At 70.1% G+C, this 23,059-nt stretch carries 24 protein-coding genes and 1 pseudogene; 8 read left to right on the forward strand and 17 right to left on the reverse strand.

Annotated features, from left to right (window positions below; all coding sequences use genetic code 11):
- Window positions 1-76 precede the first annotated feature (76 nt).
- The 4 genes from holA to V7D63_RS08270 all read right to left on the reverse strand — a co-directional run bounded on the left by holA (window position 77) and on the right by V7D63_RS08270 (window position 4,860).
- Window positions 77-1,129, reverse strand: coding sequence for a DNA polymerase III subunit delta (holA, locus tag V7D63_RS08255; RefSeq protein ID WP_333591788.1), 1,053 nt, complete (start codon window positions 1,127-1,129; stop codon window positions 77-79).
- A 160-nt stretch (window positions 1,130-1,289) separates the two neighbouring features.
- Window positions 1,290-1,775: an LPS assembly lipoprotein LptE gene (gene lptE, locus V7D63_RS08260; RefSeq protein ID WP_333591789.1), complete on the reverse strand. Its 486-nt coding sequence runs from the start codon at window positions 1,773-1,775 to the stop codon at window positions 1,290-1,292.
- On the reverse strand, window positions 1,775-4,336 hold the full coding sequence (leuS, locus tag V7D63_RS08265) for a leucine--tRNA ligase (protein ID WP_333591790.1): 2,562 nt from the start codon (window positions 4,334-4,336) through the stop codon (window positions 1,775-1,777). The genes lptE and leuS overlap by 1 nt, the downstream gene beginning before the upstream one ends.
- Before the next feature lie 65 nt (window positions 4,337-4,401).
- A complete protein-coding gene (locus V7D63_RS08270) occupies window positions 4,402-4,860 on the reverse strand; it encodes a DUF3576 domain-containing protein (protein ID WP_333591791.1) in 459 nt (152 codons plus the stop codon).
- Window positions 4,861-5,201: 341 nt separating this feature from the next.
- Here V7D63_RS08270 and V7D63_RS08275 point away from each other — a divergent pair, with 341 nt between their 5' ends.
- Complete coding sequence (locus V7D63_RS08275; protein ID WP_333591792.1) at window positions 5,202-5,600, forward strand: NtrZ family periplasmic regulatory protein; 399 nt, start codon at window positions 5,202-5,204, stop codon at window positions 5,598-5,600.
- A gap of 32 nt (window positions 5,601-5,632) precedes the next feature.
- On the opposite strand, the gene V7D63_RS08280 is transcribed toward V7D63_RS08275, so the two are convergent.
- A complete protein-coding gene (locus tag V7D63_RS08280; RefSeq protein ID WP_333591793.1) occupies window positions 5,633-6,271 on the reverse strand; it encodes a thiamine phosphate synthase in 639 nt (212 codons plus the stop codon).
- Here V7D63_RS08280 and V7D63_RS08285 point away from each other — a divergent pair.
- From V7D63_RS08285 to V7D63_RS08300, 4 genes are read left to right on the forward strand one after another with little or no spacing between them, the layout of a single operon-like run.
- The gene (locus V7D63_RS08285) at window positions 6,270-6,995 is read left to right on the forward strand and encodes a YggS family pyridoxal phosphate-dependent enzyme (protein ID WP_333591794.1); all 726 of its coding nucleotides are present in this window, start codon (window positions 6,270-6,272) and stop codon (window positions 6,993-6,995) included. The genes V7D63_RS08280 and V7D63_RS08285 overlap by 2 nt on opposite strands.
- Window positions 6,996-7,054: 59 nt before the next feature.
- Complete coding sequence (locus V7D63_RS08290) at window positions 7,055-7,741, forward strand: response regulator transcription factor (protein WP_333591795.1); 687 nt, start codon at window positions 7,055-7,057, stop codon at window positions 7,739-7,741.
- Between the two features lie 33 nt (window positions 7,742-7,774).
- Window positions 7,775-8,191 carry a DUF7662 domain-containing protein gene (locus V7D63_RS08295; protein ID WP_333591796.1) on the forward strand — a complete coding sequence of 139 codons (417 nt, stop codon included), beginning with the start codon at window positions 7,775-7,777 and terminating at the stop codon, window positions 8,189-8,191.
- Entirely contained in the window at window positions 8,188-8,607 is a 420-nt protein-coding gene (locus V7D63_RS08300; RefSeq protein WP_333591797.1) for a type II toxin-antitoxin system VapC family toxin, read from the forward strand. The genes V7D63_RS08295 and V7D63_RS08300 overlap by 4 nt, the downstream gene beginning before the upstream one ends.
- A 1-nt stretch (window position 8,608) precedes the next feature.
- On the opposite strand, the gene V7D63_RS08305 is transcribed toward V7D63_RS08300, so the two are convergent.
- The gene (locus tag V7D63_RS08305) at window positions 8,609-9,406 is read right to left on the reverse strand and encodes an exodeoxyribonuclease III (protein WP_333591798.1); all 798 of its coding nucleotides are present in this window, start codon (window positions 9,404-9,406) and stop codon (window positions 8,609-8,611) included.
- Window positions 9,407-9,625: 219 nt separating this feature from the next.
- Entirely contained in the window at window positions 9,626-10,273 is a 648-nt protein-coding gene (locus V7D63_RS08310; RefSeq protein ID WP_333591799.1) for a LolA family protein, read from the reverse strand.
- Window positions 10,274-10,480: 207 nt separating this feature from the next.
- Between V7D63_RS08310 and V7D63_RS08315 the strand changes: the two genes are divergently transcribed.
- Entirely contained in the window at window positions 10,481-12,100 is a 1,620-nt protein-coding gene (locus V7D63_RS08315) for a M14 family zinc carboxypeptidase (protein ID WP_333591800.1), read from the forward strand.
- A gap of 38 nt (window positions 12,101-12,138) precedes the next feature.
- Here the strand turns inward: V7D63_RS08315 and V7D63_RS08320 are convergent, their stop codons facing one another.
- Entirely contained in the window at window positions 12,139-14,523 is a 2,385-nt protein-coding gene (locus V7D63_RS08320; RefSeq protein WP_333591801.1) for an FtsK/SpoIIIE family DNA translocase, read from the reverse strand.
- Between the two features lie 216 nt (window positions 14,524-14,739).
- On the opposite strand from V7D63_RS08320, the gene V7D63_RS08325 reads away from it, so the two are divergent.
- Window positions 14,740-15,993: a UbiH/UbiF/VisC/COQ6 family ubiquinone biosynthesis hydroxylase gene (locus tag V7D63_RS08325; RefSeq protein ID WP_333591802.1), complete on the forward strand. Its 1,254-nt coding sequence runs from the start codon at window positions 14,740-14,742 to the stop codon at window positions 15,991-15,993.
- A gap of 43 nt (window positions 15,994-16,036) precedes the next feature.
- Here the strand turns inward: V7D63_RS08325 and V7D63_RS08330 are convergent, their stop codons facing one another.
- Genes V7D63_RS08330 through V7D63_RS08345 form a run of 4 tightly spaced genes read right to left on the reverse strand, consistent with a single transcriptional unit; the run spans window position 16,037 to window position 18,427 of the window.
- A complete protein-coding gene (locus V7D63_RS08330; RefSeq protein WP_333591803.1) occupies window positions 16,037-16,231 on the reverse strand; it encodes a Trm112 family protein in 195 nt (64 codons plus the stop codon).
- Window positions 16,232-16,291: 60 nt separating this feature from the next.
- A complete protein-coding gene (locus V7D63_RS08335; protein WP_333591804.1) occupies window positions 16,292-16,942 on the reverse strand; it encodes an LON peptidase substrate-binding domain-containing protein in 651 nt (216 codons plus the stop codon).
- 10 nt (window positions 16,943-16,952) lie between these two features.
- The gene (trxA, locus tag V7D63_RS08340) at window positions 16,953-17,849 is read right to left on the reverse strand and encodes a thioredoxin (RefSeq protein ID WP_333591805.1); all 897 of its coding nucleotides are present in this window, start codon (window positions 17,847-17,849) and stop codon (window positions 16,953-16,955) included.
- Window positions 17,850-17,908: 59 nt separating this feature from the next.
- On the reverse strand, window positions 17,909-18,427 hold the full coding sequence (locus V7D63_RS08345; protein ID WP_333591806.1) for a prolyl-tRNA synthetase associated domain-containing protein: 519 nt from the start codon (window positions 18,425-18,427) through the stop codon (window positions 17,909-17,911).
- Window positions 18,428-18,497: 70 nt separating this feature from the next.
- On the opposite strand from V7D63_RS08345, the gene V7D63_RS08350 reads away from it, so the two are divergent.
- A complete protein-coding gene (locus tag V7D63_RS08350; protein ID WP_333591814.1) occupies window positions 18,498-19,238 on the forward strand; it encodes a DUF6065 family protein in 741 nt (246 codons plus the stop codon).
- Between the two features lie 146 nt (window positions 19,239-19,384).
- Here the strand turns inward: V7D63_RS08350 and V7D63_RS08355 are convergent, their stop codons facing one another.
- From V7D63_RS08355 to V7D63_RS08375, 5 genes and pseudogenes are all read right to left on the reverse strand, one after another.
- Window positions 19,385-19,972: a CC0125/CC1285 family lipoprotein gene (locus tag V7D63_RS08355; RefSeq protein WP_442882130.1), complete on the reverse strand. Its 588-nt coding sequence runs from the start codon at window positions 19,970-19,972 to the stop codon at window positions 19,385-19,387.
- A 175-nt stretch (window positions 19,973-20,147) separates the two neighbouring features.
- A complete protein-coding gene (locus tag V7D63_RS08360) occupies window positions 20,148-20,705 on the reverse strand; it encodes a hypothetical protein (RefSeq protein WP_333591807.1) in 558 nt (185 codons plus the stop codon).
- Between the two features lie 82 nt (window positions 20,706-20,787).
- Window positions 20,788-21,312 carry a hypothetical protein gene (locus tag V7D63_RS08365; RefSeq protein ID WP_333591808.1) on the reverse strand — a complete coding sequence of 175 codons (525 nt, stop codon included), beginning with the start codon at window positions 21,310-21,312 and terminating at the stop codon, window positions 20,788-20,790.
- 29 nt (window positions 21,313-21,341) lie between these two features.
- A complete protein-coding gene (locus V7D63_RS08370) occupies window positions 21,342-22,574 on the reverse strand; it encodes an argininosuccinate synthase (protein ID WP_333591809.1) in 1,233 nt (410 codons plus the stop codon).
- Between the two features lie 241 nt (window positions 22,575-22,815).
- Window positions 22,816-23,059 (reverse strand): annotated as a pseudogene (locus V7D63_RS08375) (ParB/RepB/Spo0J family partition protein); the annotation flags it as partial.

The following is a 23,059-nucleotide window of genomic DNA, read 5'->3' on the forward strand; positions in this document are numbered from 1 at the left end:
AGTCAGGATGAGGCGGGCTTACCCCTCATCCGTCATGCCCCGCATGACACCTTCTCCCCCAAGGGGAGAAGGGCGTTCACAGCCCCAGTCGCCGCGCCCGTCCGGCGATCTCCAGCAACAGGCGTTCGGCGATCAGATGGTCGGGCGAGCCGGTGGTCTTGGTCGCCACGTCGGCGGCGTTGACGCTGTCCAGGGTCTCGTCCAGGGCGGGCAGGCTCCAGTTGCGCGCCTGGCGCAGCATCTCGGCCTCCTGTTTCCAGAACACCCCGGCCGCCTTGGCCGCCTCCTTGGCCCCCGCGCCCGAGGCTTGCAGCACATTGATCCGCCGCAGCCGGCCCAGGTGCAGCGCCGCCTGGCGCACCGCCATGACCGGGGATTCGCCCTCGGCCAGCGCCCGGCGCAGACCGGCCTGGGCCGGGGCCGGACGGCCGCCGAAGGCCTGCAGCGCCGCGTCCTGCAACGAGGCGTCCGGCTCGACCCCCAGATGTTTGTCCAGTTCGTCGGCGTCGATGGTGCGGCCCGAACCGGGACCGATGTACAGCGCCAGCCGCTCGATCTCCTGGCGCATCAGGCCGCGCTCCTTGGGCAGGCGGGCCGTGAACCGTTCCAGGGCGTCGGACGTCAGCCCCACCTTGTCGGCGGCCAGGGCCTCGCGCGTCATTCGCGCCATGTCGCCGATCTCGTCCTCGTAGCAGACGATCCCGGCCGCCCCCGCCGCCGTCTCGGCCGCCTTGCGCAGGGCCGAGTCGCGGCCCAGGCCTCCCGCCTCGATCACCAGCATGGCGTCGGGGTTGAAGCCGCCCTCGGCATGGGTCTTCAGCGCCCCGGCCAGCATCTTGTCGATGGACGCCTTGTCGGCGCCCAGCCGCACCCGAACCAGCCGCCGCCCGCCGATCATCGACAGGGCGGTCAGCGCCTCTTCCAGCCGCGCCTCGTCGCCGTCGACGTCGCTGTCGGTCAGAAGCGTGACGTTGAAGGGGTCGTTCAGGTCCGGCGTGACCGTCTTGCACAGGATCTCGGCGCGTTCGGCCACGCCCGAGCGGTCCTTGCCGTGGATCAGCACCGCCCGCACGGAAGGATCGGGCGACTTCAGGAAGCGATCGATCTCTGGCCGCTTGGAGAGGTTCATTTGATCCTCCCCCCAGATCCTCCCCCGTCCTTCACGGGGGAGGGGGACCGCGAAGCGGTGGAGGGGGCGACCCCAGACACCGGCGCTTGAACTCGCCCCCTCCACCATGCTGCGCATGGTCCCCCTCCCCCGCTGCGCAGGGGAGGATCAAGGTGGAGGATCATTGAGACAGCGCCCTCAGGATGTCGAGCCGCAGCAGGCGCGCCAGGTCGGCGGCGGCGCGGTCCTCGCCGTCCTGCTGGGCGGCGATGGCGGCGAAGGGCTGGTCGGCGGCGCCATAGGTGACGGTGGCCGTCTCCACCCCGGTCGCGGCGTCGCCTCCGGCCGCGGGGGTCAGGGTCCAGGTCGCGCGCACGGTCAGTTCATAGCGGGTGGCCGTGTCGTCGATGCGGCGGCCCAGCGGACGACGCGCGCTCTCGACCTGGACGTCCAGAGTCCGCAGCGGCGCGGCCGACCGGTTCACGGCCAGGGCGTCCTCCAACTGTTCGCGCAGGCGATAGCCCAGCCGGTCGTCCGGCGTGTTGACGGCGATGCGCGAGGCCTCGGTCCCGGCCGCGCCTTGCGCATACAGGGGCGTGAAGCCGCAGCCCGCCAGGACCGGGGCAAGCCCGAGGGCCGCCGTCAGCAGCATGGCCGCCGCGCGCATCAGCCGACCACCAGATTGACGATCCGATCGGGCACCACGATCACCTTGCGAACCGACTGTCCGTTGGCGGCAAGGTAGGCCTGAACCGCCGGATTGGCGAGGGCCGCGGCCTCGACGGCGGCGGTGTCGGCGCCGCGCGGCATGGCGATCTCGCCGCGCCGCTTGCCGCCCACCTGGATCGGCAGGATCACCTCGTCGTCGGCCGCCAGGGCCGGATCATACTCGGGCCACGGCGCGTCCAGCGCCATTCCGGCCAGGCCCAGGCGGGTCCAGCCCTCTTCCGCCAGGTGCGGGGTGAAGGGCGCGATCAGCCGGGCGAAGGCCGACAGGGCCTCGGCCTTGGTCTCGCCGCCCGCCTCGCCATGGGCCTTCAGCACGCCCAGGAAGGCGTAGAGCTTGGCGATGGCCGAGTTGAAGCGGAAGGTTTCGACCCCCTCGGTCACGGCCTTGATCGTCTTGTGCGTCTCGCGGCGCAGCGAGGCGTTCTGTTCGGGATCGCCGGGCCTGGCGGCGTCGAAGCCGTCGAACTCGGCCCAGGCGCGCTGGACGAACCGCCCGGCGCCCTCGACCCCGCCCGAGGTCCACTGCACGTCCCGCTCTGGCGGGCTGTCGGACAGCACGAACAGACGGCCCGCGTCGACGCCGTGGCTGTCGACGATCTCCTGCGGAGCCACCACGTTCTTCTTGGATTTGGACATCTTTTCGATGTCGCCGATGACCAGGGCCTGGCCGGTCGACAGTTGACGGGCCGTCCGCTTGCCGTCCGTCGTGGTGATCTCGACGTCGGTCGGCTCGACCCAGGCGCCGTCGGCCCGGCGATAGGTCTCGTGCACCACCATGCCTTGGGTGAACAGGCCCGCGAACGGCTCGCGCACGTCCATCAGCCCCGCATCCGACAAGGCCCGGCTGATGAAACGGGCGTACAGCAGGTGCAGCACGGCGTGCTCGACCCCGCCGATATACTGGTCCACCGGCAGCCAGCGGTCGGCCGCCGCCTTGTTGATCGGCTCGGCCGCCGTCGGATCGGTGAAGCGGGCGAAATACCAACTGGAGTCCACGAAGGTGTCCAGGGTGTCGGTCTCGCGCACGGCCTGGCCCCCGCACGACGGGCAGGCCACGTGCTTCCAGGTCGGATGCCGGTCCAGCGGATTGCCGGGCACGTCGAAGGTCACGTCCTGGGGCAGTTCGACCGGAAGCTGGTCGACCGGAACCTCGACCGGGCCGCAGTTCGGACAATGGATGATCGGGATCGGGCAACCCCAATAGCGTTGGCGCGACACGCCCCAGTCGCGCAGGCGGTAGATGGTCGCGCCCCGGCCCTGGCCGGCCGCCTCGACACGGGCGACCGCCGCGGCCTTGGCCGCCTCGATGTCCAGTCCGTCCAGGAAGCCCGAGTGGAAGATCGTCCCCGGTCCCACATAGGCCTCGTCGGCCACGTCGAAATCGTCGCCGGCCCCGTCGGGCCGCACCACCGGGATCACCGGCAGGCCGTATTTGCGGGCGAAGTCCAGGTCGCGCTGGTCGTGGGCCGGGCAGGCGAAGATGGCGCCGGTGCCGTATTCCGACAGGATGAAGTTGGCGATCCACACCTCGACCTCGCGGCCGTCGAACGGATGAACGACCTTCAGCCCGGTGTTCCAGCCGATCTTTTCGGCCTGTTCGATCTCGGCCTGGCTGGACCCGCCCTTGCGGCACTCGGCGACGAAGGCGGCCACGGCCGGGTCGGCGTCGGCCAATTGCTTGGCGATGGGGTGGTCGGGCGCGACGCCCATGAAGGACGCCCCGAACAGGGTGTCGGGCCGGGTGGTGTAGATCTCCAGCCCGTTCGGCGCCGCGTCGGGCGCCTCTCCGGCCCAGGCCCAGGTCATCTGCAGGCCCTTGGACCGGCCGATCCAATTCTCCTGCATCAGCCGGACCTTCTCGGGCCAGCGGTCCAGGGTCGCCAGGCCGTCGATCAGTTCGTCGGCATAGTCGGTGATGCGCAGGAACCACTGGTTCAGCTTGCGCTTCTCGACCACCGCGCCCGAGCGCCAGCCGCGCCCGTCGATCACCTGCTCATTGGCCAGCACGGTGTTTTCGGCCGGGTCCCAGTTGACCACCCCGTCCTTGCGATAGACCAGGCCGCTCCGATACAGCGCCAGGAACCAGGCCTGCTGCTTGCCGTAATAGGCCGGGTCGCAGGTCGCGAACTCCCTGGACCAGTCCAGCGACAGGCCCAGCAGCTTCAACTGCTCGCGCATGGCCGCGATGTTGGACCAGGTCCAGTCGCCGGGGTGCACGCCCCGCTCCATGGCCGCGTTCTCGGCCGGCATGCCGAAGGCGTCCCAGCCCATCGGATGCAGCACGTCATAGCCGCGCGCCCGTTTGAACCGGGCCACCACGTCGCCCATCACATAGTTGCGGGCGTGGCCCATGTGGATGTTGCCCGACGGATAGGGAAACATCTCCAGCACATAGTATTTCGGCCGCCCGGTCTCGCCGCTCGGGGTCGTGAAGGCGTCGGCGGCCGCCCAGCGGGCCTGCTGGCGGGGTTCGGCGGTCTTAGGCTCGTAGCGGGCCACGGGTCTGTATCCTGAAGCAAGCCTCAGGGATCAGGCCCGAAGAGGCGGGAGCATGAGAGGGGTCGTCAGTTCGCGTTGGCGAGGTTGAGCTGGCGCGCCTTGGTCAGGATGGCGTTCTCCAGATCGGTCTCGGTCTGGGCCGCGACCGGAGCCGAAACCCAGGCGCCCGAGGCGTCCTTGACCTCCTTGGTCACCGACACGTTCAGGGCGTCGGCGCGCAGGCGGGTGTCCAGGATGAAGACGGTCGCCTTGAAGCGCTCGTTCGGGGTCTGGGGGTTCACGTACCAGTCGTAATTGACCACGCCGCCCCACGGATCGGCCGTCAGCAGCGGCATGAAGCTGAGGGTGTCCAGGGTCGCGCGCCACAGATAGGCGTTGACGCCGATGCCCGTCTGGGCCGCCGTCGGCTTGGCGCCGCCGCCCGTGAAGGGCAGGCGAGGGCCGCCGCCGCAGCCGGCCAGGGCCAGGCTGGAGGCGATCAGAACCAGGGCGGCGCCGCTGGCCGCGCGGTTGAAGGGAACCATCAGAGCCGTCTCCGTTCGAAACTGCGCCAGGGCGGGGACCGTCCGACGGACGGCGCCGCGCCGCCGAAGCGCCGCAGGGAGGCTCTATAACACGGTGAAAAGGGGCGATGACAAGGCGAACCGCCGCCTTCTCGCCCGATCCTGGCCGCGCCCGCCCGACTCTCGCCCTGGGCGAGTCCCGATATGGGCCTTTTCCCGTGACGCTTGCGCCACAGGCGCGGCCCAGAGTCGCGGGAATCGCCGTCCATGCGGCCCTGGCTGATTGACCGGCTCGGCGCGCGGTGTCTAATCGCCGATGAACAAGGCGGCCGTCGCTCCAAGACGGCCCTTAGGGACTGGAAATGCGTTTCGGCGGCATCGCAGCAGCGCTGGTTCTGGCGGGGGTCTTCGGTCTCGCCGACGCCGCCTCGGCGCAGTCGCGCTCGACCGCCTCGAGCCTCAGCCTGACCGACGCCCAGCGCGCCCAGTCCGCCCCGGTCCCCGCCGCCCCCGGCCAGCGCCGCAGCCTGCGCTGGATCGACGGCGGCCGCTGGGGCCTGGACTTCAACCTCAGTCAGCCGGTCGGCCGCGAAGCCGACTGGGGCGATGTCGAGGCCGGGGCCTATTACCGTCTCAGCCCGCGCCTGCGCCTGGGCGCCTCGGCGGGCCTGGCCTCGCCGCGCGTCGATCCGGCCCGCGCCCCCGAAACCGATGGCCGCGCCCAGCCGCGCGTGCGTCTGGAATCGATCTTTAAATTCTGAGGTCCGATCTTCCCCCACGCAGTGGGGAAGGATCAGAAAGCCTCCCGCACCGCCCCCGCCGCTGCGATCCCGCAAACGCCGCTGTCCGTCAGCCGCGTCGCCGTCTCGGCGTCGATCCCGCCCAGGGCGTAGGTCGGCAGGCCCAGGGCCGTCACCCGCGCCAACCCCTCCAGCCCCAGCACCGGCCGGGCCGAGGCGCTGAGCGTCGGAAACACCGGCGAGGCGGCCAGGGCGTCCAGCCCCTCGACCGGAAAACCCGCCGCCGCCTCATGGATCGCCGCCGTGATCAGCCAGTCGGGGCGCGCCGCCCGCAACCGCGCCGCCTCGCTCGCCCGTCGTTCCGGCAAATGCACGCCGTCGGCGCCGACCGCCTGGGCCAGGTCCGCGTCCGCCCCGATCAACAGTCGAATCCCGCCGACGCGCGTCACGGCCCTCAATCGTTGCGCGGTCTCGGCCGCGTCGGCTCGCCCGAAACCCCGGAACACCACCCCCGCCCCGGCGGGCAGCCGCGCCGCCGTCTCCCACGGTCGGGGCGTCCGCTCGGGATCGGTGAAGAACAGCAGGGGCGGCAGCCGCCGCGCCGCCGGGCTGACAGCCGCCGCGCGCAGGTTTAGAGCCTGGGCCTGGCGCCACAGCCGCCGCGCGTTCTCGCCGAGATCATCCGCCGTCATGACCGTCTCATCGCCCGCCGCGCCCGCCCCGTCCACCGCCGTGTCCGCCGTCGCGTCCGTCGCCGACCGCCTGGCGGCCGCCCGCGCCGCGATCGTCCAGGCCTGCGAAGCGGCGAGCCGCGCACCCGAGACCGTGACCCTGACCGCCGTCGTCAAGACCCAGCCGCCCCAGGCCGTCGACGCCGCCCTGGCCGCCGGTCAGCGCGTCTTCGGCGAGAACCGGGTGCAGGAGGCGCAAGCGCGCTGGTCCGGCCGCGGCCAGACGGGCCTGGAGCTGCGTCTGATCGGCCCGCTCCAGACCAACAAGGCCCTGGACGCCGTCCGGCTGTTCGACGTGATCGAGACCCTGGACCGGCCGCGCCTGGTCCAGGCCCTGGCCCGCGCCGCCGACCAGGCCGGCCGCCGCCCCCGTTGTCTGATCCAGGTCAACACCGGGCTGGAGCCGCAAAAGGCCGGCGCCGCCCCCGACGCGGTCCCGGCCCTGCTGGACCTGGCCCGCGCTCACGACCTGACGGTCGAGGGCCTGATGTGCATTCCGCCCGCCGACGAGGACCCGGTCCCGCATTTCGCCCGGCTGCGCGATCTGGCCGCCCGCCTCGGCCTGGGCGTCCTGTCGATGGGGATGAGCGGCGACTACCCCGCCGCCGTGGCCCAGGGCGCGACCCATGTGCGGCTGGGCGCGGCGCTGTTCGGCGCACGAAACCCGCCGCCCGAGACGGCATAAAGGCCGAATTCTCGCCCTTCCGCCTTGCGTCGGCGGCGCGGGTCGCCATTCTCTGCCCCATGCCCACGCCCAAGACCCTGCTCATCATCGACGACGACGACGACCTGCGCGAAGCCCTGGCCGAGCAACTGGCCCTGCACGAAGAGTTCCGCACGGTCCAGGCCTCGACCGCCGGCGACGGCGTGCGCCAGGCGCGCGAGGTCCGCGCCGACCTGATCCTGCTGGACGTCGACCTGCCCGACATGGACGGGCGCGAGGCGTGCAAGATGCTGCGCCAGGGCGGCCTGTCGGTCCCGATCATCATGCTGACGGCCCAGGGGTCCGAGACCGACACCGTGCTGGGTCTCGATTCGGGCGCCAACGACTATGTGACCAAGCCCTTCCGCTTCGCCGTGCTCTTGGCCCGCATCCGCGCCCATCTGCGCAGCCACGAACAGTCGGAAGACGCGGTCTTCGCCATCGGTCCCTATGAGTTCCGCCCCGCCGCCAAGGTGCTGTTGGACTCCAAGGGCAAGAAGATCCGGCTGACGGAAAAAGAGACCAACATCCTGAAATACCTCTATCGCGCCGGGACCAAGGCGGTGTCGCGCGAAGAGCTGTTGACCGAGGTCTGGGGCTATAACGCCGGGGTCACCACCCACACGCTGGAGACCCACATCTATCGCCTGCGCCAAAAGATCGAGCCGGAGCCGGGCCAGGCCCGCCTGCTGCTGACCGACGCGGGCGGCTATCGGCTGCAGCCGTAGTTGACACACTAAAACACACTAAGTAGTGTTCATGTGCTTTCGACACATGAGGGCTACGCCATGGGCAAATACGATCCGCTGACGCGCTACCTGGCTGATCGCCAGACGGCCGAGGTGCCGATGACCTTCGCCGAGATCGAGCGGGTGCTGGGCGCGCCGCTTCCGGCGTCGAAACAGTATCCGGCGTGGTGGAGCAACAATCCGTCCAACAACGTCATGACCAGGGCGTGGCTCGAAGCCGGATTCCAGACGGAACGCGTCGATATCGGCGGCGAGCGCCTGGTCTTTCGCCGCGTCCGCCGCATGGCACGGCAAGACGGGGCGGATCAGCCCGCCCGGCCCAATATCCTCGAACGGATTCACGCCCGACTGGCCGGAACGGTGACCATTCCTCCGGGCGTCGACGTGACCGAACCGACCGGCGAGATCTGGGACGCGGAACGTCAATGAGCGGTCCGCTGCTTCTCGACACCTGCGCGGCCCTGTGGACCTCGACGCCGGACATCGCCTTGCGGTCCCAGGCCGCCAAAGCCGTGCTTGAGGCCGAGGCGAACGGCCAGGCGATTCACCTGTCGCCCATCACCGCCTGGGAAGTGGGGCAATTGGTCGCCAGGGGCCGCTACGCTCTGTCGATCGACCCCTTACGCTGGTTCGAGGAGTTGCTGGCGGCGGGTCTGACGGCGGCGCCCCTGGGTCCAGACATCCTGGTCGGGGCCTCCTTTCTGCCGCAAGCCGAAGCGCTGAGGGACCCCGCCGACCGCATCCTGGCGGCCACCGCGCGCATCCATGGATGGACCCTGATCACCCGAGACCGGCCGCTCCTGAACTACGCCCAGGCCGGACACATCCGCGCCATTGCCTGCTGACCTAGAGATCCAGGTCCACCGTCACCGGGGCGTGGTCGCTGGGGCGGTCCCATTCGCGCACGTCGTCGTGAATGCGCGCCGTGTCCCTGACCACCGCCGGCGTCAGGCCCGGCGAGGTCCAGATGTGGTCCAGCCGCAGGCCCCGGTTCGACTTGCGGAAATCCTGGGCGCGATAGCTCCACCACGAGGCCAGCTTGTGCGGTTCGGGGAAGCGGTCGCGCAGCACGTCGGCGAAACCGCCCGTGTCCTGAAGCCGGTTCAGGGTCTCGACCTCGATCGGCGTGTGGCTGACGATCTTGGACATGTAGCGGTGGTTCCAGACGTCGTTCTCGCCCGGCGCGATGTTGAAATCGCCCGCCAGAACCAGCGGCCGCTGTTTGTCGCGACGCGCCATCTCGGCGGTCAGCCGTTCATAAAAGTCCATCTTGTGATCGAATTTGGGGTTCAGCGCCCGGTCGGCCACGTCGCCGCCCGCCGGGATGTAGAAATTCTGCATCTCCACCCCCGCCACCACGACCGAGGCGCAGCGGGCGTGGCCCTCGCGGCAGACGTCCAGCGTCGGCATGTCCTCGATCGGCAGGCGCGAGGCGGTGGCCACCCCGTGCCAGCCCTTCTGCCCCCGCACGTTCAGATGGGGCAGGCCCATGTCGATGAAGGCCTGGCGCGGGAACTGGTCCGTCGTGCATTTGATCTCCTGCAGCATCAGCACGTCGGGCTTCCGCTCGGCGACGAAGCGGGCGACCTGATCGATGCGCAGGCGCACGGAGTTGATGTTCCAGGTGGCTATTCTGAGGGTCATGCCCCGCCTCTAGCACGGCCCAAAAAACGGGCATGAAAAAAGCGCCCGGCGGTGAGGCCGGGCGCTCAAGGTGTTCTTTCTCGCCGCCGGGAGGGGGATGAATCCGTAGCGGTCGGACGGCCGCCGCCGTCCTGTGTTCAAAGTGTCACGTCTGACGAAAAACGTCAACCGTCGCGAGTCGGATTCTGGCCTGTGCTCGACGGAACACGGACCTAGGGGTCAATCCCGGCCGGGGCGACGCGTCGGATCGCGCAGTTGGAACAGGCTGGCGGCCAGGCCCGGGGCGGGGTTCAGCGAGGTCAATTGGGTCCGCGTGCGCGCGCCTTGCGCGTCGGTGATGGTCCATTCCTGAAGCCGCAGCGGGCTGCCCGCGAAGGCCAGGATGACCGAGCCTTCGTTGGGATTGCGGGCGTCGCGCGCGGTGATGGCGAAGGCGCCGGACTGCATCCGCGTGACCCGGTCGATGCGCACCCCCTGGTCCAGCCGCACCGTGCGGGCCAGGAAGGTCGACAGCGGCGTGGCCGACAGCGGCACCTGGCGGAACACGTTCAGGCGCGGGTCGTAGCGTTTGACGTTCGAGCCGTCCGACACCACCAGCAGACCCGCCGGGTCGGTGTATTCGAACCGCATCTTGCCGGGGCGTTGCAGCCAGAACCGGCCGCGCCGCGTCTGACCGCCCGGTCCCGTCTCGACGAAGTCGCCCTGGGCCGAGGTCAGGCCCTGCAGATAGGCCTGGGCGCGCGCCAGCACGGCCTGATCCTCGGCCGACAGGCCGGACGAGGGACCGGACTGAGCCAGGGCGGGCGCGGCCGCCAGTCCCGCGATCACAGGCAGGCCGAAGGCGAGGGCGCGGCGGGTCAGGGTCATCAGGGTCTCCCGTGGGAACGACGGATCGGAGCGGATCTTGTGGTCCCTAGGCTGGGCGAGGGCGTGACGCCAGCCTGACCATATTCCGGCGGCGCGATGAAGCGTCGTTCATCATCAGGGACCGCGAATTTCCCGCCGCCGCCCCGGTGGCGCGCGACGGAACGGCGCCCTACCAACGTGGATACAGGTGTTTTCTGGGGAGCGACCATGCGCGGACTGTGGATCTGGACGGCCGTCGGCCTGATGACGGCGGGTCTGCCCGCCCCCTCGCCGGCCCAGACGCCGGACGTCGCCCCGCCGTCCGCCGAACGGCCCCAGGCCTATCGCCAGCCCCCCGCCGTGCTGGCCCGACTACCCGACGTGCCCATGGTCATGGACGCGCCGGGCCTGGCGCCGGGCCGCACGACCTTCACCAGCCAGGACGAGATGCTGGCCCATCTGGCCGCCATCAAGGCGCGCGTTCCCGGCGTCTTCCTGGGGTCCCTGGGGCGCACGGCCCAGGACCGCGACATCCCCTGGCTGATCTTCACCAAGGAGGGGCTGCAAGACCCCGCCGCCGTCGCCCGGCTGAACCGCCCCGTCGTCTGGCTGGTGGGCCAGCAGCACGGCAATGAACCGGCCGGGGGCGAGGCCATGCTGGCCCTGGCCTCGGCCCTGGCCGACGGCGAGCTGGCGCCCCTGTTGGACCGCGTCACCGTGGTGGTCGTGCCGCGCGTGAACCCCGACGGCGCCGCCGCCTTCCAGCGTCGCAACGGCCTGGACTACGACCTGAACCGCGACCATCTGCTGGCCGCCCAGCCCGAGACCCAGGGTCTGCAGCGGGCCATGGCGATCCTGGCGCCGGACGCCGTGGTCGACGCCCATGAATACGGCGCCGCCGGTCCCTTGCGCCGCTTCAACCGGCTGGCCGCCGCCGACCAGACCATATTGGACGCCACCCATCCGGGCGTTCCGGCCCGCGACACGGCCCTGGCGCGCCAGACCTATCTGCCGGCCATGGAGGCGCGGCTGGCGGCGGCGGGTCTGAGTTCGGCCGTCTATCTCAGCGGCATGCCCCAGACCGGTCCCATCCCCACCGGCGGCACGGCGCCGGGCATTTCGCGCAACTACTACGGCCTGACCGGGGCGGTGTCCTTCCTGCTGGAATCGCGCTCGGCCGGAGAGCGTGACGCCTGGCGACGCCGGGTCGCCAGCCACTATCTGGCCGCCGCCGCCGTGGTCGAGACCGCCGCCCAGAACGGCCGCGCCCTGCGTCGCGCGGCGGCCCAGGCGCGGCGCGATCTGGCCCGCGCGCGCGGCCCGATCCCCGTCGCCTATGAGCCGCCGGTCCTGCCCGGCGTGCTGGACCTGATGGACCCCGAGACCGGCGAACCCAGCCACGAGACCATCGACCTGCTGGATTCCCGCCAGTTGCGGGTCACCGAGACCCGCCCGCGCCCGCGCGGCTATCTGCTGGCGCCCCAGGCCCGGTCGGCCGTCGACGCCCTGCGCCTGAAGGGGGCGAGACTGTGCCCGGCCGCGTCCCAGACGGCGGCCGTCCAGGCCTTCGACGTCACCCGCACCCAGCCGATCACCCGCGCCACCCGCGAGGCCTCGACCCTGACCGGCGCCCTGGAGGTGCGGCTGGAGGCGCGCGACGTGGCCGTCGGCGAAGGCTGGATCTGGGTTCCGATGAACCAGCCCCTGTCCTCGGTGATCGCCGCCTCGCTGGAGCCGGACTCGGTCGGCAGCCAGGTCCACGTCGGCCTGGTCCCCGTCGCCGACGACCGCATCGCCCCCATCTATCGCGTCATGGGAAGAGCGCCGCGAACCGTGGGGCGGTGCTGAAACACACCCTCCCTCTCCCGATGGGAGAGGGGTCTGACTCACACCACCGGCGGCGGTCCCGCCAAAATTTCGCGCTTGCCCGCGTGGTTGGCGGGGGTGACCAGGCCTTCCTTCTCCATCCGTTCGATCAGGCTGGCGGCGCGGTTGTAGCCGATCTGAAGGCGGCGTTGGATATAGCTGGTCGAGGCCTTGCGGTCGCGGGTGACCACGGCCACGGCGCGGTCGTAGAGGTCGTCGCCTGACCCGCCCTCGCCGCTGAAATCGCCTTCGCCGCCGTCGTCTTCGTCGTCGCTGTCGGTGATGGCGTCCAGATAGTCGGGCGAACCTTGGGCGCGCAGATGGGCGCAGACCTGTTCGACCTCCTGGTCGGTCACGAACGGCCCGTGCAGGCGGGTGATGCGGCCGCCGCCGGCCATGTAGAGCATGTCGCCCTGGCCCAGAAGCTGCTCGCCGCCCTGTTCGCCCAGGATGGTGCGGCTGTCGATCTTGGAGGTGACCTGGAAGCTGATCCGGGTCGGGAAATTGGCCTTGATGGTGCCGGTGATGACGTCGACCGAGGGTCGCTGGGTGGCCATGATCAGGTGGATGCCCGCCGCCCGCGCCATCTGGGCCAGGCGCTGGACCGCGCCCTCGACGTCCTTGCCGGCGACCAGCATAAGATCGGCCATCTCGTCCATCACCACGACCAGATAGGGCATGGGTTCGGGCCGGATCTTCTCGGACTCGTAGACCGGACGCCCCGACTCGTCGAACCCGGTCTGGACCGTGCGTTCGAAATGCTCGCCCTTCGCCTGCGCCTCGCGCGCGCGCTCGTTGTAGCTGGCGATGTTGCGCACCCCCAGCTTGGACATCCGGCGATAGCGGTCCTCCATCTCGCGCACCGTCCATTTCAGGGCCACGACCGCCTTTTTCGGGTCGGTGACGACGGGGCTGAGCAGGTGCGGAATGCCGTCATAGACCGACAGCTCCAGCATCTTGGGGTCGATCATGATGAAGCGGCACTGTTCCGGCGTCAGCTTGTACAGGATCGACAGGATCATGGCGTTGACCCCCACCGACTTGCCCGAGCCGGTGGTGCCCGCGATCAGCAGGTGCGGCATCCGCGCCAGGTCGGCGACATAGGGTTCGCCGCCGATGGTCTCGCCCAGGGCCAGCGGCAACAGGTGCGCCGGCTTGTCGTATTCGCCCGAGGCCAGAAGGTCGCGCAGATAGACGGTCTCGCGCTTGGAGTTCGGCAGCTCGATGCCGATGGCGTTGCGGCCCTGGACCACGCTGATGCGGCAGGCGCGGGCGCTCATCGAGCGGGCGATGTCGTCGGCCAGGGCCACGACCCGGCCGTGCTTCACGCCCGGCGCGGGCACCAGTTCGTACAGGGTCACCACCGGGCCGGGGCGGATCTGGTCGATCACGCCGCGCACGCCGAACTCCTGAAGCACGCCCTCCAGCATCTTGGCGTTCTGTTTCAGGGCCGTTTCGTCGACGGCGGCGGCGCGGGCCTGGGGCTTGGCCAGAATGCCCAGCGACGGCAGGTCGAAGCCGCCCTGGCCGCCGAAGTCGAAGGTGACCTGGCGATCGTCGATCTTGCGCGGCTTGGGCGCCTTGGCGGCGGCCACCCTGGGTTCGACCTCGGCGGGTCCGCGCCGGGCCGAGGCGGACGGCGGCGCGACCGGCGTCGGCTCCCACGGCGGGGCGTCGTCGCTGTCGTCAGCGGCGTCGAAGGTCTCGGGTTCCGGCTCGGGCCGGGGACGGCGGGCGACGGCGGCGGCCTTCTGGGGGCGCGGCGCGGGCGGCTCGGCGGGCGGGGCGCGCAGCGAGCGGGTCCAACCGGCGGCGTCCGACAGGTCCGAGACCCGCAGGCCCACCACCCAGCCGATGGCCCACAGGCCGAGCAGGCCGAACAGGGCGCCGACGATCCAGCGCCCGCCGGGCAGGCCCAGGCGCTCGACGCCGCCGCCGGTCAGGCCGATCACCGCATCGCCCCAGATTCCGCCTAGGCCCGTGGCCAGGGGCCAGGCGGCGGGCGCCGTCGGCGACGACAGGGCGGCGGCCAGGATCAGCACGCCGAGCGCGGCCGTCAACGCCTTCAGCGGCGTCGGCTTCAACCGTTGCTGAAGCGCGTCGCCCAGGGCCGAGGCCAGGCCGAAGGCCCCCGCCAGCACCGCGGCGATCCAGGCGGTCAGGCCCAGCGACTGCATGGCGATGTCGGCGAAGACGGCGCCCGAGCCGCCCAGCCAGTTGGTCGGCGCCTGGGTCGAGGCGGCGTTCAGGCTGGGATCGGCCGGATTCCACGAGGCCATGGCCGCCAGCAACAGGGCCGCCAGCAGGACCTGAAGCATGCCCCGGAACCGCACCACGATCGGCGCGCCCCACAGGATGCGGGCGCTGAGCCAGGCCTGACGGCCGAGGACGAGGGCGGCGGACATGGAGGCGGCGTCTCCGAAACGGACGAAACTCGCCGCCATCCTCACCCGCACAGGGTTAAGGGGTTGTTCACCACGGAAACGAGGAGGGCTTAGGGCTTAGGGCTTAGGGAAAATGACGGTCCCGGTCCTGTCATCCGACTAAGACTTAAGCCCTAAGCCCTAAGCCCGCGACCAATGGCCGCTTTACGCACGTCCCCGACAGCGCGAAGAAGGGCCATGAGCGCCACCGACCGATACGACATCATCATCGCCGGCGCCGGACTGGCGGGGGCCAGTTTCGGCCTGGCCGCCGCCCAGGGCGGGCTGAAGGTGGTGATGGTCGACCCCCAGCCGTTCGACGCCCAACTGGCGCCCAGTTTCGACGGCCGCTCCACCGCCATCGCCTTCGCCACCTTCCGCATGCTGGACGCCATCGGCGTGGGCGCGGCCATGCGGTCCCACGCCTGCCGCATGGACCGCATCCTGGTCACCGACGGCCGCCGCCCCGGCGCCGCGACCCCCGCCCCGTCCCCGGCCTTCCTGCGCTTCGACGCCGATGAGATCGCCGACGGCGTCGGCGGCGAACCCCTGGGCTATATGGTCGAGAACCGCCGCATCCGCACCGCCCTGGCCGAGGCCGTGGCGCGCGCGGGGCTGGAGGTGCGCGCGCCCGCCGCCGTCGCCGCCGTCGAGACCGATCCGGGCCAGGCCACCGTCATCCTGGGCGACGGAACCCGGCTGCGCGGCGCCCTGGTCGTGGGGGCCGAGGGACGCGGGTCGCGCGTGCGGGCCTCGGCCGGGATCGAGGCCCTGGGTTGGGGCTATGGCCAGTCGGGCGTGGTCGCCACCGTCCGGCTGGAGCATGACCACGGCAATGTCGCCCACGAATATTTCCTGCCCTCGGGTCCCTTCGCCATCCTGCCGCTGACCGATCAGCGCGCCAGCCTGGTCTGGACCGAGACCACGCGCCGGGCCGAGGCCCTGAAGGCGGCGTCGGACGAGGCCTTCCACGCCCATCTGATGCGCCGGTTCGGCGAATTCCTGGGCGCGGTGACGGTCGAGGGGCCGCGCTTCGTCTATCCGCTGTCGCTGTCGCTGGCCGAGCGGCTGACCGCGCACCGCACCGCCCTGATCGGCGACGCCGCCCATGGGGTGCATCCGGTCGCGGGCCAGGGGCTGAACCTGGGGCTGAAGGACGCGGCCGCGCTGGCCGAGGTGCTGATCCAGGCCGCCCGCAACGGCGAGGACATCGGGTCAGAGACGGTGCTGGACCGCTACGCCCGCTGGCGCCGGTTCGACAATGTGACCCTGGCGGCGGGATTCGACGCCTTCGTGCGGCTGTTCTCCAACGACCTGGCGCCGGTGCGGCTGGCGCGCGACCTGGGCATGGCGGCGGTCAACCGCATCGCCCCCCTGCGCCGCGCCTTCATGCACGAGGCCGGCGGCGCCACGGGGGACCTGCCGAAACTGCTGAAGGGCGAGGCTGTTTGACGGATCAGATCCTCCCCCGCTGCGCGAGGGAGGATCAGGGATGTCAGTCCAGCGTCCGCGCCTCTTCGGGCAGCATGATCGGCACGCCTTCGCGGATCGGATAGGCCAGTTTGGCCCCCTTGGAGATCAGCTCGTTCGTCGTCCGGTCCCAGGTCAGCCGCCCGCGCGTGACCGGACAGACCAGCATCTCCAAAAGGCGCGGATCGACGGTGGCCGGGGTGTTGAAGGCGTCGCTCATGCGCCTGTCATAGCGGCCCGGCGCCCGGCGCGCCACTCAGGACGCGCCGCTCGGTCCCGGTCATTGCAGCCGGGCGTCCTCGTCCGATCCCGCCGCGTCGATGCGCAACAGGGTGGTCAGGACCTGGGCGCGGTCCTCGACGACGGCGGCCTCCAGCAGGGCCTGTTTCTCGGCCGCCTCGAACGGCAGGGCCATGGACAGGCTGTTGATCAACGCCTCGCTGGGCGCGCCTTCCGCCGTCTCCCAGTCGATCTCCAGCGCGCGGTGCTCCAGATAGGCCTTCAGGGCGTCCAGGAAGGGGCGTCGCTCGAAGGTCCCATCGTCGGCCGCCGCCGCCAGGTCCGCCTCGAACGTCTGGAACAGGGCGCGCACCTGGCGATAGGGCGCCGCGCTGGGCAGTTCGGACGCGACGCGGAACCGGCTGATCCCGGTCAGGGTGATCAGATAGCGCCCGTCGGAGGTCTCGGCGAAACTGGTGATCCGCCCGGCGCAGCCCACCGGCGACAGGGCGGGCGTGGTCCGAGACGCGCCCATCGGCTGGATCATGCCGATGATCCGGTCGCCCGCCATGGCGTCGTCGACCATGTTCAGATAGCGCGGCTCGAAGATGTTCAGCGGCAACTGCCCCCGAGGCAGCACGATGGCCCCGGCCAGCGGAAAGACCGGTATGACCTGCGGCAGATCCGACGCCTTCACATAGCCCTGGGGCAAGCGCCTTTCCTTATGCGAACAGGATGGAGGACAGACGGCGGCGGCCGTCCCTGGCCAGGTCGCTCATCGGCCCGGCGGCCTCGAACACGGTCAGCAGTTGCTTGCGCGCGGCCTGGTCGTTCCAGTCGCGGTCGGCGGCGATGATCGTCAGCAGACCGTCCGCCGCCGCCTTCAGATCGCCCGAGGCGGCCTGGGCCTGGGCCAGGTCGAACCGGGCCTGGTGGTCGTTGGGATCGGCCTTGACCCTGGCCTCCAGCGCGGCCGAGCCGTCGGCGGGCGCCGAGGACGACAGGGCCAGTTGGGCGCGCACGCTCTGGACCATCGGCTCCTTGGAGTCTTCCGGCGCCATGGCGATGGTCTGGCGCGCCTGATCGACGTCGCCGCCCGCCAGATAGACCCGCGCCATGCCGGCGACGGCCTTTTCATTGTCCGGCTCGATCGACAGGACGTGGGCGAAGGCCTGGGCCGCGCCGCCGAAGTCGTTGAGCGCCAGCGATTCCTCGCCCAGCGACAACAGTTGCTCGACGTCGGAATTGACGCCCGCCCCGCCCGTCAGCTTGTCGATGAAGGCCTTGAGCTGGCTGTCCGGCACCGCGCCCTGAAAGCCGTCCACCGGCTTGCCGTCGACGAAGGCGTAGACCGTCGGGATCGACTGGACCCGCAGTTGCTGGGCGTAGGCGGGGTTCTTGTCGATGTCGATCTTGACCAGTTTGACCGCCCCTTGCGCCGCGCGCACGGCCTTTTCCAGCGCCGGGGTCAGTTGGCGGCAGGGTCCGCACCAGGTGGCCCAGAAGTCGACGATGACCGGCTGGGTCTTGGAGGCCTCGACCACATCGGCCATGAAGCCGGCGTCCGAGCCTTCCTTGATCAGGTCTTCGTGCGGGCGGGTCGGGTCGGCGAAGGTCATGAAGGCTCCTGTCGGGCGTTAACGCGGCAAAGCCTAAATGGTCGCGTCCGCCTCGCTTCTCAAGCCGGATCGGCGGCGAAGTCGATCACCCGCGGCTCGCGCCCGATCGCGGCCAGAAAGGCGCGCAGGGCCGCCTGGTCCAGCGCCGTGGTCGCGGTGTTGGTCAGGGGATGGAAGTTGACGATGTCCGCCGCCCACAGCCGCCGGTCCAGCACGAAGCCGACGCGCCGTTCCGTATCGTTGATCAGGCCCAGGGCCGTCACCGAGCCGGGCCGCACGCCCAGGGTCTCCCACATCAGGGTCTCGTTGCCGAACGACAGCCGATCCGAGCCGATGACCCCCGGCGCCGCCTTCAGGTCGATCACCGTGTCCTGACGGGCCGAGATCAGCCACAACCGGCCCTTCTTGTCCTTCAGGAACAGGTTCTTGGTGTGGGCGCCGGGCATGGCGGCCTTCAGCTCCAACCCCTCCTCGACCCGGAACACGGCCGGATGGTCGCGGGTCGTCTGGGCGATGCCGCGCTCGGCCATCCAGGCCAGAAGGCGGTCACGGTCATAGGGCGGGGCGAAGTCGGTCATCGCGGTCTTTGACGGGTGCGGGCGGCGGACGCTAGGAAAGATGACCGTCGATACCGCCCGGAGCGCCCCGTTGGAAATGGAATGCTATCCGATGACGTCCCAGCCGCCGGACCTGGCGCCGGGGCGACAGTCGCGCAACTGGATGGACGCCTTCGCCAGCCGGCACCCCTATCGCTGCCTGCCGCTGAACATGGCCAACACCACCGGCTGGGAGATCCTGTGTCCCTACGCCTTCACCGCCGAATGGACCGGCGGCGAGCGCCAGGAGGACATCACCATCAAGCCCGACCGGCCGGTGCCGGACCTGAAGGCCTTCGTGGTCTCGCATTTCTCGCGCGGGGTGCTGACCATGCACCCGCAGTATCTGTTCCGCACGCCGCCGGGCTGGGACCTGATGGTCTCCGGCTCGCCCAACCACGTGAAGGACGGCATCCAGCCCCTGGTCGGCCTGGTCGAGACCGACTGGCTGCCCTTCCCCTTCACCATGAACTGGATCTTCACCCGGCCGGGACGAATTCGTTTCGAAAAGGGCGAACCTTTTTGTTTCATCCTGCCGGTCGAGCACAAGAAGGTCGAGCAGATGCAGCCCGTCATACGGTCGCTGGAATCGAACCCGGTCATGCACGGCCAGTTCGAGGCCTGGAACCGCCAGCGCACCGATTTCAACAAACGCCTGGCCGGGGGCGATCCCGATGCGGCGAAAGAGGCGTGGCAACGTTTTTATTTCAAGGGCGAACTGCCCGAAGACATGGGCAACGCCCCCGACAGCCACGTCAACAAACGCCGCATGAAGACGCCTCGCCTCGGCTGACCAACAATCCTCCCCAGCGAAGCGGGGGAGGGGGACCATCCGAAGGATGGTGGAGGGGGCGAGGGCCATGGCTGGTGTCTGGGGTCGCCCCCTCCACCGCTTCGCGGTCCCCCTCCCCCATTGTCATGGGGGAGGATTTGCAGGTCTCAGCTCGTGGCGCGGGGGACGCGGCCAGCCAGGTTTTCGATCACTTCGCGCGCATCGAAGGCGTCCGGGTCGCCCGCGGGTTTGGCGCCGCGCCCCATGACGATCTCGGCCGAGGCCTCGTAGCGGTCGATGCGCTGGATATCGACGTCACGATCCCAGAACGGATTGGCCGCCGTCCAAACCCCGCCGCGATAGAAACGCCAATAGGGACTCCAGCCCCGGCCATAGCGGCCCGAGATGGGATCGTGGCTCAGGGTGTAGCGGGTGTCGCGTTCGGTCGCGCGGTTGGTGGTCGAGAACCAGTCATAGCCGCCCTGGGTCGTCAGTTCGGCGGCGCGCAGCAACAGCGACATCTCGACCTGCTCGCGCGAGGTCACCGAATTGCCGGCGAAATTCACGCGATAACGGTCCCGCTCCATCCGCTGTTCGGAATAGCCGTAGCGGCCGCCCTGCCCGGCGGGCTGATAGGGGGTGGCGGTGACGCAGGCGCCCAGGGCCGTGGCGGCCAGGGCCAGGACGAGCGCGGGGCGGACGAAGGGCGACATGGAGGTCTCCTGTACGGCCAGGGCCAGAAACGGACGTTTCATGTGGAACGGCGACCGGGGGTCTCGGTTCCATTTGACGACAAGTCTTTATAATCGCGGCGCAATCAGCACCAGCCGAGCGGAAACACGTCCCCGTGAACCGATCCGGCCGACCACAGCCTAGGCGCAGGGGCGCGGGCCGTCCACGTCGTTCGTCGCATGACCTCGGCGGCCGGGATCAGTCCTCGGCGTCGGCGGCGTCCGCGTCCGGCGCGCGCGCGGCCTGGTCCAGGGCGTATTGGGCGACCAGGCCGTAGGTCACCATCTGCTCCGGGTCGTTCTGCGCCCAGGCGCCGTTGGCGGCCATGGCCGCGCCCGTTTCGGCCAGGGCCGAGGCGGCGTCGACGTCGCTATCCACATCCGCCAGGGCGTCGACGATCTCGTCATCGATGTCGATGTCCTGCATCGCCTCGTCGACCAGGGCCTCGATGTCGATCGCGGCCAGGGCCGAGGCGGCGACGGCGCCCGCCTGTTCGCTGATCGTGGCGGTGAAGGCGGCCACGTCGGGCGCGTATTCGGCCCAAAGGGTCTTGATCCGGGCCTCGCGCTGGGCCTCGGTCAGGCTCACGTCCTCGGCGATGGTCTCGGCCCGTTCGCCGAAGGCCTTCATCCGCGTCTCAAAGGTCTTGGCCGCGCTCTCGACGGCGGTTTCGGCCGGGGTCTTGGCCTCGGCGGCCACGGCGGACGAGACCGGCAGCACGGCCAGGGCGGCGGCCAGGGACAGGGCGCGGATCATCGAACAGCCTCCGGTTCTGCGAACACGCAAGCACCGTCCGTCGAACCCGTCGTTCCGACAAGTGAAATCGCGGTAAGGCGGCTCAGGCCGAGGGGGCGGCGGGAGCCGGTTCGGGCGCAGGTTCGGGCGCGGGGGCCGGTTCGGCGGGGGCGGCCTGGCTCGCCGCCTCGGCGGCGGCGATGGCGTTGCCGCGCGCCACGGCCTGATCGACGGCGCTGCGAATGAAGGCGGGTAGTTCGCGCACGAACCGCACGCCGCGCGCCGCCTCGGTCAGCAGCTCTTCTCGTTTGGCGGCGTTTTCCGGCCGGTCGGCGTGCGCCAGCAGGAAGACGCTCATCCGGTCGGCCAAAGCGTCGGCCTGGGGCTGGTATTTGGCGACGACGGCGTCGGCCTCTTGCGGCGTCGTGGTCTTCACCAGTTCGTCCTGCATGGTCCTCATGGCGGCGCTGAACGCGGCGGCCTCGGTCTCGATGGCCAACTCTTCGGCCGACTTGGCCTCGGGTGCGGCGGCTTCTGGCGCGGCGGGCGCAGCCGGAGCCGGCGTCTCCTGCGCCAGGGCGGGCGCGGCCAGGACGGCGAGGGCGGCGGTCAGGATCAAACGACGCATGAGAACTCCTTGAACGAACCGACAGACTATCAGCTTGCCGAGCGCGCGTCGCGCCGCGCCAGCACACGCAGGCGCAGGGCGTTCAGCTTGATGAAGCCCTCGGCGTCGCGATGGTCATAGGCCTGGACGCCCTCCTCGAAGGTCACCAGGTCCTGGTCGTACAGGCTGTCGGGGCTTTCGCGGCCGATCACGGTCGCATTGCCCTTGTACAGCTTGACCCGCACGGTCCCGTTGACCCGCTGCTGGCTGTGGTCGATGGCCGCTTGCAGCATCTCGCGCTCAGGGCTGAACCAGAAGCCGTTGTAGATCAGATGGGCGTATTTGACCGCCAGCTCATCCTTCAGATGCATGGCGCCGCCATCCAGGGTGATGGACTCCATGCCCCGGTGCGCCGCCAACAGGATGGTCCCGCCGGGCGTTTCATAGACGCCGCGCGATTTCATGCCGACGAAGCGGTTCTCGACCAGGTCCAGGCGGCCGACGCCGTTGTCGTGACCCAGGCGGTTCAGTTCGGCCAGCAGGGCGGCGGGCGACAGGCGCTGGCCGTCGATGGAGACGGGGTCGCCCTTTTCAAAGCCGATCTCGATGACCGTGGCCTGATCCGGCGCGTCCTCGGGCGAAATCGTCCGCTGATGCACGAACTCGGGCGCCTCGACGGCCGGGTCCTCCAGCACCTTGCCCTCGGACGAGGAGTGCAGAAGGTTGGCGTCGACGCTGAACGGCGCCTCGCCGCGCTTGTCCTTGGAGATCGGGATCTGGTGCTTTTCGGCGAAGTCCAGCAGGGCTTCACGTGAACGGAACTCCCATTCCCGCCACGGCGCGATCACCCGGATGTCCGGCTCCAGCGCGTAATAGCCCAGTTCGAACCGCACCTGGTCATTGCCCTTGCCGGTGGCCCCGTGACAGACGGCGTCGGCGCCCATGGCGCGCGCGATCTCGATCTGGCGCTTGGCGATCAGCGGCCGGGCGATCGAGGTGCCCAGCAGATACTGGCCCTCATAGACCGCATTGGCGCGGAACATCGGGAAGACATAGTCCCGCACGAACTCTTCGCGCAGGTCGTCGATGAAGATGTTCTCGGGCTTGATGCCCAGTTTCAGCGCCTTCTCGCGCGCCGGTCCCAGCTCCTCGCCCTGACCCAGGTCGGCGGTGAAGGTGATGACCTCGGCGCCGTATTCGGTCTGCAGCCATTTCAGGATGATCGAGGTGTCCAGCCCGCCGGAATAGGCGAGGACGACCTTCTTGGGCGAGGCTTTCGACATGGCGGTATCCTTGGGCGAACGCGGGGAGGCGGTTTCGCGCGCTTAAAAGGCCAGACGCCCCCTGATGCAAGGGCGAGAATGGGGCAGACGCCATATCGGAGATCCTCCCCCGCCCTTAGCGGGGGAGGGGAACCATGCGCAGCATGGTGGAGGGGGCGGGATCAAGCGCCAGTGCTGGGGTCGCCCCCTCCACCGCTTCGCGGTCCCCCTCCCCCATTGACATGGGGGAGGATCATCGACGCTAGGGCCGCATCAGGCGGCGGAACAGATCGTCCAACTGCTCCAGCGCGTCATAGCGGATGGTCAGATCGCCCTTGCCGCCGCGGTAGGTCAGGCTGACCTTCAGGCCCAGGGCGTCGGACAAATCCTGCTCCAGGGCGGCCAGGTCGGCGTTGGCGGCGCCGGGCGCGGCCGGTTTCGCCTTGGCCGTCTTCGGACCCTCGGCCGAGCGCCGGGCCAGGGCCTCGGTCTGGCGCACGTTCAGC

It is taken from the genome of Brevundimonas sp. (assembly GCF_036732845.1).
Lineage (GTDB): Bacteria > Pseudomonadota > Alphaproteobacteria > Caulobacterales > Caulobacteraceae > Brevundimonas.